Source organism: Halomonas kalidii (assembly GCF_030010475.1).
In the GTDB taxonomy this organism is placed as follows: domain Bacteria; phylum Pseudomonadota; class Gammaproteobacteria; order Pseudomonadales; family Halomonadaceae; genus Halomonas; species Halomonas heilongjiangensis.
On sequence record NZ_JASCQN010000051.1, the window covers coordinates 199,876 to 214,380 of the forward strand.

Annotated in this window: 10 protein-coding genes; 5 read left to right on the forward strand and 5 right to left on the reverse strand. The window is 68.3% G+C overall.

Features of this window, described 5'->3' with window-relative positions; genetic code table 11:
* The first annotated feature begins 64 nt into the window (after positions 1-64).
* Entirely contained in the window at positions 65-4,393 is a 4,329-nt protein-coding gene (locus tag QLQ85_RS17570; RefSeq protein ID WP_282740191.1) for a DEAD/DEAH box helicase, read from the forward strand.
* A gap of 280 nt (positions 4,394-4,673) precedes the next feature.
* Here QLQ85_RS17570 and QLQ85_RS17575 read toward each other — a convergent pair whose 3' ends face one another.
* Complete coding sequence (locus QLQ85_RS17575; protein ID WP_282740192.1) at positions 4,674-5,333, reverse strand: hypothetical protein; 660 nt, start codon at positions 5,331-5,333, stop codon at positions 4,674-4,676.
* A gap of 121 nt (positions 5,334-5,454) precedes the next feature.
* Between QLQ85_RS17575 and fusA the strand changes: the two genes are divergently transcribed.
* Positions 5,455-7,497: an elongation factor G gene (gene fusA, locus QLQ85_RS17580; RefSeq protein ID WP_282740193.1), complete on the forward strand. Its 2,043-nt coding sequence runs from the start codon at positions 5,455-5,457 to the stop codon at positions 7,495-7,497.
* Positions 7,498-7,511: 14 nt separating this feature from the next.
* Here the strand turns inward: fusA and QLQ85_RS17585 are convergent, their stop codons facing one another.
* Both QLQ85_RS17585 and QLQ85_RS17590 read right to left on the reverse strand, forming a co-directional pair.
* Positions 7,512-8,141, reverse strand: a complete 630-nt coding sequence (locus QLQ85_RS17585; protein ID WP_282740194.1) for an MSMEG_1061 family FMN-dependent PPOX-type flavoprotein — start codon at positions 8,139-8,141, stop codon at positions 7,512-7,514.
* 332 nt (positions 8,142-8,473) lie between these two features.
* On the reverse strand, positions 8,474-8,812 hold the full coding sequence (locus QLQ85_RS17590) for an MmcQ/YjbR family DNA-binding protein (protein ID WP_282740195.1): 339 nt from the start codon (positions 8,810-8,812) through the stop codon (positions 8,474-8,476).
* A gap of 198 nt (positions 8,813-9,010) precedes the next feature.
* Here QLQ85_RS17590 and QLQ85_RS17595 point away from each other — a divergent pair, with 198 nt between their 5' ends.
* Both QLQ85_RS17595 and QLQ85_RS17600 read left to right on the forward strand, forming a co-directional pair.
* Positions 9,011-9,757 carry a TIGR01458 family HAD-type hydrolase gene (locus tag QLQ85_RS17595; protein ID WP_282740196.1) on the forward strand — a complete coding sequence of 249 codons (747 nt, stop codon included), beginning with the start codon at positions 9,011-9,013 and terminating at the stop codon, positions 9,755-9,757.
* A 76-nt stretch (positions 9,758-9,833) separates the two neighbouring features.
* Positions 9,834-11,324, forward strand: coding sequence for an AlkA N-terminal domain-containing protein (locus tag QLQ85_RS17600; RefSeq protein ID WP_282740197.1), 1,491 nt, complete (start codon positions 9,834-9,836; stop codon positions 11,322-11,324).
* On the opposite strand, the gene QLQ85_RS17605 is transcribed toward QLQ85_RS17600, so the two are convergent.
* Positions 11,308-12,180, reverse strand: coding sequence for a LysR family transcriptional regulator (locus QLQ85_RS17605; protein ID WP_282740198.1), 873 nt, complete (start codon positions 12,178-12,180; stop codon positions 11,308-11,310). The genes QLQ85_RS17600 and QLQ85_RS17605 overlap by 17 nt on opposite strands.
* 437 nt (positions 12,181-12,617) lie before the next feature.
* Positions 12,618-13,292, reverse strand: coding sequence for an FMN-dependent NADH-azoreductase (locus QLQ85_RS17610; protein ID WP_282740199.1), 675 nt, complete (start codon positions 13,290-13,292; stop codon positions 12,618-12,620).
* A 215-nt stretch (positions 13,293-13,507) separates the two neighbouring features.
* Here QLQ85_RS17610 and QLQ85_RS17615 point away from each other — a divergent pair, with 215 nt between their 5' ends.
* A complete protein-coding gene (locus tag QLQ85_RS17615) occupies positions 13,508-14,374 on the forward strand; it encodes a LysR family transcriptional regulator (protein WP_282740200.1) in 867 nt (288 codons plus the stop codon).
* Positions 14,375-14,505: the final 131 nt, after the last annotated feature.

Sequence of the window (14,505 nt, forward strand, 5' to 3'; positions counted from 1 at the left end):
CTAATGAGGCGTCATCATCAGGAGGCAGGAGAGGTATTCCTTTGATGCTTCCTTGGGTGGAACGATGCCGCTCAATGCCTTCCATCCCGCCGTCGCGGCCTGGTTCGAGCGTGACCTCGGCGCGCCCACCGAGGTCCAGGCTCGCGCCTGGCCGGCGATCGGCGCAGGTGGCCACGCGCTGATCGCCGCGCCCACCGGCTCGGGCAAGACCCTGGCGGCCTTCCTGGCGGCCATCGATGCCCTGGTGCGCCGTGGGCTGGAAGTGGGTCTGCCCGACGAGACGGTGGTGCTCTACGTGTCACCACTGCGCGCGCTGTCCAACGACATCCAGCGCAACCTGCAGGCGCCGCTGGCGGGGATTGCCGAGGAACTGGCGGCAGAGGGCCTGCCGACGCCGGAGATCCGTGCCTGGGTGCGCACCGGCGACACGTCGACCGGCGACCGCGAGCGGATGCGCAAGCGGCCGCCGCATATCGTGGTGACCACCCCGGAGTCGCTCTACATCCTGCTCACCTCGGCGTCGGGCCGGCGGATGCTGGCCACCGTGCGCTCGGTGATCGTCGACGAGATCCATGCCGTCGCCGCCAGCAAGCGCGGCTCGCACCTGGCGCTGTCGCTGGAGCGGCTGGCCGCCCTGACCGACGCACCGCCCCAGCGCATCGGTCTCTCGGCCACCCAGAAGCCGGTGGAGGAGGTCGCCGCCTTTCTCACCGGCGGCGCCGCGTGCACGGTGCTCGACATCGGCCATGGGCGCGAGCGCGACCTTGGGCTCGAGGTGCCCGGCTCGCCGCTCGCCGCGGTGATGGCCAATGAGGTGTGGGAGGAGGTCTACGAGCGCCTGGCGGCGTTGGTGTCGGAGCACCGCACCACGCTGATCTTCGCCAACACCCGGCGCGTCTGCGAGCGGGTGGCGCGCCACCTGGCCGATCGCCTGGGTGAGGCGGCGGTGACCTCGCACCACGGCAGCCTGGCCCGCGAGCACCGCCTGGATGCCGAACGACGCCTCAAGGGGGGCGAGTTGCGCGCCCTGGTGGCCACCGCCTCGCTGGAACTGGGCATCGATATCGGCGAGGTCGACCTGGTGTGCCAGCTCGGCTCGCCGCGCTCCATCTCCGCCCTGCTGCAGCGGGTGGGGCGCTCCGGCCACGGCGTCGGCCGGCTGCCCAAGGGGCGGTTGTTCCCGCTGACCCGCGACGACCTGCTGGAGTGCACGGCCCTGCTGGGCGCTGTGAAGGAGGGGGAGCTGGATCGCCTGCAGATTCCGGAGGGACCGCTCGACGTGCTGGCCCAGCAGATCGTCGCCGAGGTGGCCGGCGCGGAGGAGTGCGGCGAGGCGGCGCTGTACCGCCGCCTGACCGCGGCCTGGCCCTATCGGGCGCTGCCCCGGGAGCGCTTCGACGACGTACTGCAGATGCTCGCCGACGGCTACACCACCCGCCGCGGGCGGCGTGGCGCCTACCTGCACCGCGACCGGGTCAACGGCCGCCTGCGGCCGCGGCGGAGCGCGCGTCTGGTGGCCCTGACCAACGGCGGGGCGATTCCCGACCAGTTCGACTACGACGTGGTGCTGCAGCCGGAAGAGCTCCGCGTCGGCACGGTCAACGAGGACTTCGCCTTCGAGAGCATGCCGGGCGATGTCTTCCAGCTCGGCAACCAGGGCTACCGCATCCTCAAGGTGGCGACCGGACGGGTGTTCGTCGAGGACGCCAGGGGCGCACCGCCGAGCATTCCCTTCTGGCTCGGTGAGGCGCCGGGGCGCAGCGCGGAGCTGTCGATGGCGGTGTCGCGGCTGCGACAGGGCGTGGATAACCAACTGGCCGAGGGCCACGAGGCCCAGCCGTGGCTGGAAACCGCCTACGGCCTGTCGCCCGCCGCCGCCGAACAACTGACGGCCTATCTCGCCGTGGCGCGGGCGGCACTGGGGGTGGTGCCCAGCCAACACCACCTGGTGCTCGAGCGCTTCTTCGACGAGGCCGGCGACATGCACCTGGTGCTGCACGCACCGTTCGGCTCGCGGCTCAATCGTGCCTGGGGGCTGGCGCTGCGCAAGCGTTTCTGTCGCAAGTTCAACTTCGAGCTGCAGGCGGCGGCACTGGAGGACAGCATCGTGCTGTCGCTCGGCCCCACCCACAGCTTCCCGCTCGACGAGGTCTGGCACTACCTGAACGCCGGGACGGTGCGCGAGGTGCTCGTCCAGGCGCTGCTCGACGCGCCGATGTTCGGCCTGCGCTGGCGCTGGAACGCCTCGATCGGCCTGGCGGTACCGCGCACCCGCAACGGCCGGCGGCGTCCGCCCCAGCTGCAGCGCCAGGACGCCGAGGACCTGTTGTCGGTGGTCTTTCCCGACCAGTTGGCCTGCGCCGAGAACCTGGCCGGTGCCCGCGAGATTCCCGACCACCCACTGGTCGCCCAGACCCTGCGCGACTGCTTGACCGAGGCGATGGACGTGGAGGGGCTGGAACGGCTGCTGGCGCGGCTGGAGCGGGGGGAGATCGCGGTGAGCGGACGCGACCTCGCCGTGCCGTCACCATTGGCGGAGGAAGTGGTCAATGCGCGGCCCTATGCTTTCCTCGACGACGGTGCCCAGGAGGAACGCCGCACCCTGAGCGTGCGCACCGGCGGGGCGTTGGATGTGGCGGAAGCCGCGGCCTCGGCACGCTACGACCCCGAGGTCATCCGCCGTGTACGCGACGAGGCCTGGCCGGACCCGCGGGACGCGGACGAACTCCACGATGCCCTGGTGCTATGCGGTTTCCTGACCGCAACGGAAGCCGAGGGTCGCGAATGGTGGGCCTGGCTCGCCGGCTTGATCGAGTCACGACGGGCCACGGCCGTGTCCATCGCTGGCGGCGAGATGCTATGGGTCGCCGCGGAACGGCTCGGCGAGTTGCTCGGGATCCAGCCGGAGGCGCGGCTCGACCCGGCCATCGAGGCGGTGGGGCCGGTTCCCGAGAGTGCCGACGAGGCGCTGATCGAGGTGCTGCGCTCGCGGCTGGAGGCGCTGGGGCCGGTGACGGCCGCGACGCTTGCCGCCCCGCTGGACATGCCGCTGGCGCGGGTAACGGCGGCGCTGGCCAGGCTCGAGGCCGAGGGCTTCGTGCTCCAGGGCAGCTTCACCGGGGGCGCCGGCGAGGTCGAATGGTGCGAACGGCGGCTGCTGGCGCGGATGCATCGCTACGCCGTCGATCTCAAGCGTGCCGAGATCGAACCGGTCAGCGTCCAGCACTACCTGCGCTTCCTGTTCGACTGGCACGGCCTGACGGAGCGGCCAGAGGGCGTGGACGCCCTGGCCGCGGCGGTGGAGCGCCTGGAGGGGTTCCCGATGGCGGCGGGCGCCTGGGAGCAGGACGTGCTGCCGGCGCGGATCGCGGACTATGCCCCCCACCTGCTCGATCAGTTGCTCGCCAGCGGGCGTTTCGTGTGGCTGCGCCTGGTGGCGCCGCGGGTGGCGGCGGACGACGAGCGTCACCGCCCGGGACCGCTGCGCAACACGCCGATCGCCCTGGTCGAGCGGCAGGCGCTGGGCGACTGGCGTGCCGCCGCCCCAGGGCCCGATCCCGCGGCGCTGCCGCTGTCCGGCGGCGCCCGCCGGGTGCTCGAGGCGCTGCAGGCCGGCGGGGCGATGTTCTTCGCCGACCTGCCCGCCCCCACGCGGATGCTGCGCACCCAGGTGGAGGAAGCGCTGGGCGAACTGGCCGCCTGGGGGTTGGTCACGTCCGATAGCTTCACCGGGGTGCGCGCGCTGATCGCGCCGGCCAGCAAGCGGCCGCCGATCGCCGCGCGCGGCCGACGGCGTCGCCACCAGGCACCGGGGGTGGACGCCGCGGGGCGCTGGTCCTGGTTACCGGCACCGGAGCGGGAACCGGCCGCCGAGAAGCGTCGCATCAATACCGATATGGAGAGCCTGGAGCATATCGCCTGGGTGCTGCTCGGCCGCTACGGCGTGGTGTTCCGGCGGGTCCTGGAACGCGAGCCGGCGCTGCCGCCGTGGCGCGAGCTGCTGTATGTCTATCGCCGCCTGGAGGCGCGCGGCGAGATCCGCGGTGGGCGTTTCGTGCAGCAGTTCGCCGGCGAGCAGTTCGCGCTGCCGGAGGCGGTGGGCGCGCTCAAGGCGATGCGCAAGCGCGAACCGGATGAGACCCGCGTCGTGGTGTCGGCCGCCGACCCACTCAACCTGGTGGGGATTCTCACCCCCGGTTCGCGCCTGCCGGCGGTGGCGGGCAACCGCCTGCGCTACCGAGACGGTGTGCCGGAGGCGGTACTGCACAACGGCGAGGTCCACTGCCTGGCGGTGCTGACTGCCGCCGAGCAGTGGCAGGCGACGCAGCAGCTGCGGCGCGGCCCCGGCTATCGGTCGCTCTCCTCCGAGGCGCGGGCTCCCCGCCCGGCGTGACTGCCAGGGGAACGATGCGGGGGCGACGGAGGTCCTATCTAGTCGACACCGAGCCCCCGCCGCGGGAGCGCCACACACCTGCGCTGCCCACGTCCGGGCGCCGGAAAGCGGTGTGCGCGCTTGACGCGGGAACGAGCCGTGTGGTCCTTCCTGATCAGGCCTGCCCGCCGAGGAGGTATGACCCATGGGTGTCCTTGCCAGGCTGGTACTCGCCCCCTGGCTGCTCCTGTTCATGGCGGTATCGCCCCTGTCTGCCCAGGCCCCGTCTGCAGCGGAAGCGTCACCGGTATTGCACTCGAGCGCGCTCCATCCCGAGACGTTGCCGTCTCGCTCCCTGCCGGTGGCGAGCTCTCGGGTGCATGTCGACATCCTGTGGCGTCCCGGGGTTCTGGTGTCGACGCAGTTCGCCTTCGGCACCGTCGACCGGCACCCCCGCCATGGGGTGACGCATATGCATCGGCATCCGCCGGGGGCGGTCGTGATCACTCCGCGGCATCGGGTGCGGCACCACGATGGCCACCGTTGGCGTCACGTGCCGCGGCATTCCGACCGAGGCATTCGGCATCGGACACGGCGACATGACGACGTGAAGTTCGGGACCCCCGGCCGGATTCACTCGCCGGCGGTCGACATCGCCCCCCGTCGGTTCGAACGTCCCGGCCGCGTTATCCGGCATCCGATTCGACGGCCCGACGACGTGAAGTTCGGGACCCCCGGCCGGATTCACTCGCCGACGGTCGACTTCGGCCCACGCCGGTTCGAACGCGAGCGGTTTGCACCGTCCCACCGCGGCATCGAGCCCCGACACTTCCAGCGGCGTGCGCCCATTCGCATCGGCATCGAGCATCAGGGCATCCAGCGGCGGGAGGCGATTCGCCGCGGCTTCGAACACCGGCACTTCCAGCGGCGAGCGCCCATTCGCGGGGGCATCGAGCGCCATCACTTCCGCGGACGGAGCATGCAGTAGCGACGGTGCGAACCGCCGTTTCCCCCGCCGGCTGCTACCCTTCTAGGGAGATCGTGCATTCATCATGATATGGGCCGGCATGGAGGGTATGGCGATGCCCGAGCGACCCCCTGAACGTATCCGCAATGTCGCCCTGACCGGCCCGTCCGGTACCGGCAAGACCACCCTGGCCGAGGCGCTGCTGGCGGCGGCCGGGACGGTCGACGGTGCGGGCAGCGTGGAGAAGGGCTCCACGCTCAGCGATACCTCGGCACAGGAAAAGGCGTTGCAGCACTCGGTCACCGCCTCGGTACTGGGTATCGAGTGGCGAAAGACCTGGATCAACCTGGTCGATACTCCCGGCCTGGCCGACTTCCAGGGGGCGGCGCTCTCCATCCTGCCGGCCGTCGAGACCGTCGCGGTGGTGGTGAGCGCCGGCCGCGGCATCGAGGCCAGCGCCCGGCGGATGATGCAGTGGGCCGGCGAGCGGGGGCTGTGCCGGCTGATCGTCGTCAACCAGATCGATGCCGAGCCCGCCGCACTGCCCGCCCTGCTCGAGGAGATCCGTGCCACCTTCGGTGCCGAGTGCCTGCCGCTCAATCTGCCGTCGCAGGGGGCCCGGGCGGTGGTGGATTGCTTCTTCACCCCCGCTGGCGAGGCAGACTTCTCCTCCGTGGCCGAGGCTCACGAGATGCTGGTCGACCAGGTGGTGGAACTCGACGAGGAGCTGATGGCGCTCTATCTCGAGCAGGGCGAGGAGCTCGACCCCGCGCAGCTCCACGACCCTTTCGAGGCCGCCCTGCGCGACGGACATCTGGTGCCCGTCTGTTTCACCTCGGCGACCAGCGGCGCCGGGGTCCGCGAACTCCTGGACGTCTTCGCGCGGCTGATGCCCAATCCCCTGGAGGGCAATCCTCCCCCTTTCCTGCGCGACGACGCGCAGGGCACCCGGGAGTATCGGGCCCGCCCCGACCCGGATGCTCATGTCTTGGCCCACGTGGTCAAGATCGAACACGACCCCTTTCTCGGCAAGATGGCGGTGTTTCGTGTCCACCAGGGCATTGTCACCCGCGACACCCGGCTGTTTGCCGGCGAGGCCCGCAAGCCGTTCCGGGTCGGCACCCTGTTTCGCCTGCAGGGCGGCGAGCATCTCGACGCCGAGCGCCTGGGCCCCGGCGAGATCGGTGCCCTGACCAAGGTCGATGAGGTGACCTTCGACAGCGTGCTGCACGACTCCCATGACGAGGACCATATCCACCTGCGCCCGGTGGCGTTGCCCGCTCCGGTGTTCGGCCTGGCGATCCAGGCGTCCCGCCATGGTGACGAACAGAAGCTCTGGGAAGCCCTGGCCAGGATGGTCGAGGAGGATCGGGGACTCGAGGTGGAGCAGGACGCCACCACCCAGGAGATCGTGCTGCGCGGCCTGGGCGAGCTGCACCTGCGCACCGCCCTGGAGCGGCTGCGCGAGCGCTTCCGGCTGGAGGTCGAGACCAGCACGCCCTCCATCGCCTATCGGGAGTCCATCGGTGCCCCCGCCGAGGGGCACTGCCGGCACAAGAAGCAGACCGGCGGGGCCGGGCAGTTCGGCGAGGTGTTCCTGCGCGTCGAGCCGCTGCCGCGCGGGGCCGGCTTCGAGTTTGTGGATACCATCCGCGGCGGAGTGATCCCGGGCTCGCTGCTGCCGGCGGTGGAGAAGGGCGTACGCCAGGCCATGGCCAGCGGGGCGGTGGCCGGCTACCCGCTGCAGGACATCCGGGTCACCGTGCACGACGGCAAGACCCACCCGGTGGACTCCAAGGAGATCGCCTTCGTCATCGCCGGTCGCAAGGCGTTCCTCGACGCGGTGCGCAAGGCGAGCCCGGTGGTTCTCGAGCCGGTGGCGGAGCTGGTGGTCGAGGGGCCGAGCAGCGCCATGGGCGATCTCACCGCGGATCTCGCCGCGAGTCGCGGGCGCATCCAGGACACAAGCAACCATGGCGATCAGGTCAGCATCCAGGCGGTCGTGCCGCTGGCGGAGATCGCCGACTACTCCAATCGGCTCAATGCATTGACCGGAGGTGCCGGCAGCTACACCCTGCAGTTCAGCCACTATGAGCCGGCCCCCGAGCCCGTCCAGCGCCGGCTGATGCAGGCCTATCGGCCCACCGAGGAGGAGTAGCCCGGCCCGCATCATCAATACAGCCGTTGCCGTCCGTCATGGTCGATGATCGCTTGCATTTGAGGCACGCTGTCGTCGAGAGCCCCGTGCGCCACCATCGCTTCGGCAAGCGACGGTACCTTCCGGGTGTCGGGCCAATGTGCCGGGCTCCACAGGTGCGAGCGTACGATGCACTTGGGGCAGTGCATGAAAGCCGCCTCGACGGTCACGACAAGCACCAGGTTGGGTGCCTTTCCCGCCACCGCCAATCGTTCCTGTAGCGCCTTGTCGCGGACGAGGCGCGCCTTGCCCCTGACACGCAGGGTATCGCCAACCCCTGGGATCATGAAGATCAACCCGATCTGGGGATGCACGAGCAGATTCTCGAAGCTGTCGACCCGGTTATTGCCGAGTCGATCCGGGATCGCTAACGTATTTGCATCGAGGACGGCGACAAACCCGGCGGGGTCGCCTTTGGGCGAGAGGTCCAGCCGATTCTCCAGTCCGCGTGTCGCCACGACGACAAACGGTGAGGCGGCGATGAAGCGTGCGCAGATATCGTCGATGTGGTCGATTACCTTGTGGCTGACCTTGCGGCTGGGTTCCTGGATCACTTCTCGAAGCCGCACCCGTGAGGTGATGATTTCGTCGAATCGCGTTTCCATACTTCACTCCTGCTATTCAAGTGCCTGCAACATGCAGCGACATGATCCCCACCTGCGGTAGGGTGTTGTGGTAGACGGCAGGTTGAAGTATGCGAGTTTGAAATCACACTTGATTAGCCCAGGCTCCAGCCCACATGGCCAAGAATCCGGTTTGTCACGGTTCCATGGATTCACCGTGTCGATGACAGGGCGTTGCCTATTCACTTCGAGTCGTTCGAGAGAGTCGTTGTTCGAGCGCACGCCAGCTCGCCCGGGTGGCGCCAGCCCCGGTACGATGGCCCGCCGGGGTCGCCGCGCGACGGGGCAGCGGCCCGGGCGTGCCCGGTTCGGACCTATTCCTGGAAGTGTTCTGTCATGCGCCTGGGGGCCTTGTCGCGCCAGGCGGCGATCAAGGCGGCGCGCACCTGGTGATGATCCACCGAGGCCAGGTGCGCGCTGGTACAGCCCTGTTCACCCCAGCTCCCCGGGGCGGGCTGGAACCCTTCGGGGTTCTCCGCGATGAAGTGCTGCTGTTCCTCCGGCGTCAACATGACGGTGCCCCAGGCGCCGTCGGGGTAGCCCAGGGAGGCGAAGATCTTGCCGCTGACCCGAAAGTCGGGATGGTTCATGTGGGCGTGCTCCACCGCGCCGGGTAGCCCCATCGCGAGCATTCGGAAATCCGTGTCTAGCATGACGGTCTCCTGGCGATCATTCGGGTCCTCTGCCTCGGTTTCAGGATAGGACCTTATCGGCCGGCTTTCCTTGTCGGTACCCTCGCGACGTCGCGACGAGGCACCCGACAGGCAGCAGCGGTCGGCGACTGTCAGGGCACGCTTCTCCACCGCTGCCTGCTAGGCTGGAGAGGGGGCAGGGAAGAAGGGGGGAGGAAGATGCTGCAGGCGGTTCTGCTCGATATCAGCGGGGTGCTGCACGAGGACGGGGTACCACTGCCCGGTGCCGTGGAGGCGGTGGCGCGGCTGCAGGCTTCCCGCCTGGCGCTGCGCTTCGTGACCAATACCTCCCGCAAGACCAGCGCTACTGTCTATGCCGAGCTGCTGGGGATGGGCTTCGAGCTGGAGCGGCAACAGGTCTTCACGGCGCCGGCCGCCGTCCGGCGCTATCTCGAGCGGCACCGGTTGCGCCCCTACCTGCTGGTTCATGAGGCCCTCGAGCCGGAGTTCGACGGGTTGAACCTCGTCGACCCCGATGCGGTGGTGCTGTGCGATGCCGAGCATCGACTGGACTATCGGCATCTCGATGAGGCCTTCCAGGTGCTCCAGCAGGGTGCGCCGCTGTTGGCGGTGGGCACCAACCGCTATTTCCGCCAGCACGGCGGCCTGCACCTGGACGTTGGCCCCTTCGTCAAGGCACTCGAATATGCCGCCGACACCGAGGCCGTGGTGCTGGGCAAGCCGGCGGCGGGCTTCTTCCGGGCCGTGCTCGAGGATGTCGGCGTCGGCGCGAAGGAGGCGCTGATGATCGGCGATGATGCCGAAGCCGATGTGGCGGCGGCCATGAATATCGGCATGGGCGGTGCGCTGGTCCGGACCGGCAAGTATCGACAGGGCGACGAGGCGCGCACGCCCGGGGCGTCGGTCGAGGCCAGCCTGGCCGAACTGGTGGCCGGGCTGCAGTGAAGCGGCCCGACTCGCAACTGACAACCGGGTCCGAAAGCCGCCGGTACAGCCGGCAGGCGCGGCTAGACTTGACCCCATGAACCTGACTCCGGATACCTGTTATCGGGCGCTGCTGGCGCGCGACCCCCGTTACGACGGGCGTTTCTTCACCTGCGTGAAGAGCACGCGCATCTACTGCCGGCCCCTCTGTCCGGCGCCGCCGCCGAAGTTCGAGCACTGCACCTTCGTGGCCTCGGCCGCAGCGGCCCAGGCCGCCGGCTTCCGGCCCTGCCTGCGCTGCCGCCCGGAAAGCGCGCCGGATTCCGCCGCCTGGGCCGGCACCTCGACGACGGTGACGCGCGCGCTGCGGCTGATCGAGGAGGGCGCGCTGGATGGCGGCAGTGTCGAAGCCCTGGCGGATCGGCTGGGTCTGGGCGCCCGGCAGTTGCGGCGGCTGTTCCTGCGGCATGTCGGCGCCGCACCGGTGGTGGTCGCCCAGACCCGTCGGTTGCTGCTGGCGAAGCAGTTGCTGCACCAGACCGAGCTGCCGATCACCGAGGTGGCGCTGGCCAGCGGTTTCGGCAGCGTGCGGCGCTTCAACGAGACTTTCCGGCGGCTCTACGGCCGCGCTCCCGGCACGCTGCGGGGCCGGCGCGGTGCCGATCGGGCGCCAACCAGGCCGGACATCTCCCTGCTGCTGCCGTATCGGCCGCCCTACGACTGGCAGGCGATGCTGGGTTTTCTCGGCGTGCGAGCGATCCGGGGCCTCGAAGCGGTCGACGGCAACCGTTATCGCCGCACCATTCGCCTCGGGGCCGAGATCGGCGAGATCGCGGTGACCCATGTGCCGGAGGAGGCGGTGTTGCGGGTGTCCATCCGCTTTCCTCGCCTCGACGCGCTGCCGGGGATCATCGCCCGGGTACGGCGGCTGTTCGACCTGCAGGCCGACCCCGAGGCGATCCGGCGGGCGCTTAGCCGCGACGAGGCACTGGCGCCGCTGGTCCAGGCACGCCCCGGGCTGCGAGTGCCGGGCGGCTGGGATGCCTTCGAGGTCGCGGTGCGCGGGATCCTCGGCCAGCAGGTCACCGTCGGGGCGGCCACGCGCCTGGCCGAACGTCTCGTCGATCGCCTGGGCGATCGGTTGCCGGAGGACGCGGGGGTGCCCGGGCTGGACCGGCTGTTTCCCCTGCCCGAACGCTTCGCGCTGGAGACCATCGCGGCCATCGGCATGCCCGGCGCCCGGGCGGCGGCCCTGGTGCAGCTGGCGTCGGCGTATCGGGCCGAGCCACGGCTGTTCGATCGGTGCCACGATCTCGCGGAGACCATCTCCCGGCTGCGTGACCTGCCGGGGGTCGGCGACTGGACGGCGCACTACATCGCCATGCGTGCCTTGCAGGAGAACGACGCCTTCCTGGCCTCGGACGTGGCGCTGCAGCGTGCGCTGGTGGTCGACGGCCGGCGCCCGACCGCGCGGGGCCTGCTGGCGCGAGCCGAGGCCTGGCGGCCCTGGCGCGCCTATGCGGTGATGCACCTGTGGCATGCCGATGCGGCTACTGCGAGCCGGCCGTGCCTCAGGCGGGCACGGTGACCGGCGAGGAGGGCAAGGCGAAACTCTCGACCAGGCTATCGGCGAGCGCGGCCAGGACAGGTTGATCGCCCCCCGGGTTGATGGTCACCATGAACTCGGTGTCCGGCAGTGGTGGCAGGCCATGGTCAGAGGTGAGGGCCACCAGCCCGGGGGCCAGTTGACTGGCCGGCATCGGCGCGATGGCGAAGCCTGTCGCGGCTGCGGCGTGCAGGCTTGCGTTGCTCAGGCACAGCATGGCGGTACGCTGAGTGAAGCCCCATAGCGCCAGCCTCGTCAGGGCGGCTTCCCGGTAGGGGCAGGGCTCGGGAAACAGGGCCAGGGGTAGCGGCGAGGGCAGGTGATGCTCGTCTCGCTCTTTCCACGCCCATACCAGCGGCTCGCGCCAGAGCAGCCGGCCCGTTTCATGTGCTCCCCCGTGTGCGCCAAGGACCAGGTCCACATACCCCTGTCTCATGGCCTTGATCAGGCCGCCGGGAATCCCGACCTGCACCTCGATCCCGATGTCCGGATTGTCCCACATGAACGCCTGCAGCATGCCCAGCAGGTGGGAGTGTGCGAAGTCCTCGGTAATGCCGATGCGCACTCTGCCCTGAAAGGAGGAGCGTGAGAGCTGGGCCATGGCATCCCGGGCCAGCGAGAGAATGGCACGCGCATAACCCATCAGCCATTCGCCGTCCGGCGTCACCTCGAACGAGCGAGTGGTGCGTCGCAACAGTGGCTTGCCGACTTGTGCTTCGAGACGCCGGATATGTCCACTGATCGCCGGCTGGGTCAAGTGAAGACGCTGGGCGGCCCGAGTGAAACTGCCCTCGTCGATGACGGCGACGAAGCTTCTAAGCAGCAGTGGGTTTAACATATATCATTCCATGATGAATAACATCGAGTGTTGTTATTTAATCCGGTTTCTAATGCCGTGCAGAACGGGCAACGATATGCCAGAAGAGCGCAGAGGATCAATTGCCCGATAAAAATAATGCCCTTGGTGGGTTTTTTTCGGCTGAATTTCATATGTGCTTGCCGGATTGATGGCGGGATTGACTAATCACCACGCTGTTGAGCCATTGCCACGCCCCCGTGAATCACGACCCGCGTTGCAGGGCCATGGGAGGCGGCGATGATGAGCCGGGGCCCAGCACCCGATCAGGGCCCGGGAGGAGGCAAGTGCGCAACCGCCGCTGGCAGCCTAGCGCCATGGAGAGCGTTTGCCGACGCTGCTCGGTAGCACGTGGCCAGGTGCGGAGGTTATCGTCCCGGGCTCGAGACACGTTCGAGCCCGGGACGGCCGCTCAGGGGTCAGGTGAGCGAAGGCGATGGCTTGGTGTGCTGGGGGGACGCAAGGGTGGCGGCGAGTTGCTGGGCCTGGCGGTTGGCCAACGCCCTGGCTTCCGTATCGATGTCAGGGCCGAACAGTGTCTTCTCGACGATCAAGGAGGAGACATCGGTGATGCCGATGAACTTCAGCCATGCCTCGACGTAGGGTTTCTGAAAGTCGAACTCTGGTGCGGGCGTGAAGGAGCCCTTCATATAGTTGAGGCCTCTCGCGTAGACGACGACCGCCTTCTTGTTCTCCAGCAGCCCGCCGAATCCTTTTTCGGGGTCGAACGAGAAGAGGATGTCCTTCTGCGATACCAGGTCGATGAAGTGCTTGAGTTTATAGGGAATGCTGAAATTCCAGAGGGGAACGGAGAAGACCAGGATGTCCGCCTCATGCAGGGGCGCCGCCTGGGAGCGTAGCTGATTCCAGGCATGCTCCTGGGGCGCGGTCAGGGTGGCGCCGCTGAGGCCGGCGTATTTTGCTGCCATGGCATCTGCATCGAATTCAGGCAGGCTCGCACTCCAGAGGTCCAGGCTCTTGACCACTGTTGACGGATGGCATTGCCGATAGTGAAAGATGAACTCGCGGGCAACCTCCAAGGATGCGGAGCGCTGCTTGCGCGGGGAAGACTCGATATGCAGGATGGTGGTCATGGGTCGTGACTCCTGTATGGGGACACCATATGCCAACATGTCGCATAAGAAAATATAAATTGAGTTACATGATGGTATTGATAATGAAGCCATATGTGTAACTTTCCGAGCTTCTGCTATTCTCCAGAAGATCGGAAAAGTGGGTGGCACATACCGGAGCTGCCTGAACGATATATAAGATGGCGTGACAATATTTATCACGGAATGATATGCCCATGCTCGATCTACTATTGCTGAGGAGCTTTGTCGCCGTCATCGACGAAGGGAGCTTCACTCGGGCCGCCCAGCGTCTGCACTTGACCCAGCCGGCGATCAGCGGCCATCTGCGGCGACTGGAAGCTCAGGTCGGCAAGCCGCTACTGCAGCGCACCACGCGGGCCTTCGAAGTGACGCCGGATGGTGAATGCCTGGCAGGGTATGCTCGCGCGATTCTCGCCCTGAACCGGGATGCCATGACGCAACTCTCGCGATCGACGTATCAGGGCAACGTACGCCTGGGGGTCGCCGAGGACTGCGCGCATCCGCTGCTGCTGCAGACACTGAAGGGTTTCATGGATGACAACCCCGGGGTCGATATCGGGGTTCGCGTCGGCATCCCCGGCGATATGGTCACGGCGATGAAGCGGGGAGACGTGGACCTGGTCCTGGGGGCCCAGTGCGGCACGCACGAACCGGGGCGGTTGCTGTGGCGCGAACCCCTGGTATGGGCCTGGGCCGAGCGGGCTCCGGTCCGTTTGTCGGCCCCCCTGCCTCTGGCCCTGTTTCCCGAGCCGTGTCCCTATCGGGAGGCCGCCCTGACGAAGCTGGCGCTGTCGGGGATTGCCCAGCGCACGGCCATGCTGTGCATGAGTGGTGCCAGCCTGAGGGCGGCGGCCGAGAGCGGCTTCGCCCTGGCCCCCATGCCGGCCAGTCAACTGACCCCGGGGTTGGTGGCCTTGACGTCGGAGCATGGTCTCCCCGCCTTGCCCGATGCAGAGTTCATGCTCATGACCAGCCCGGCCGGCGACCAGGCAGTGTTGGCGGCACTGGCGGACAGCATTGCCGAGCACCTGGTGGTTTCCCAAGTGGCCGAGCCGGCCTGAGCGTTCGTGCTGACTTTTCGTACAGAACCTGAGGGCAGGAAAACAGCAATGCTGGTTGAACACACTGCCGAGCACGATGTGGCCGGGAAGGGCCGCATCGTCGATGAATATCGGCGTGTATCGATACGGTG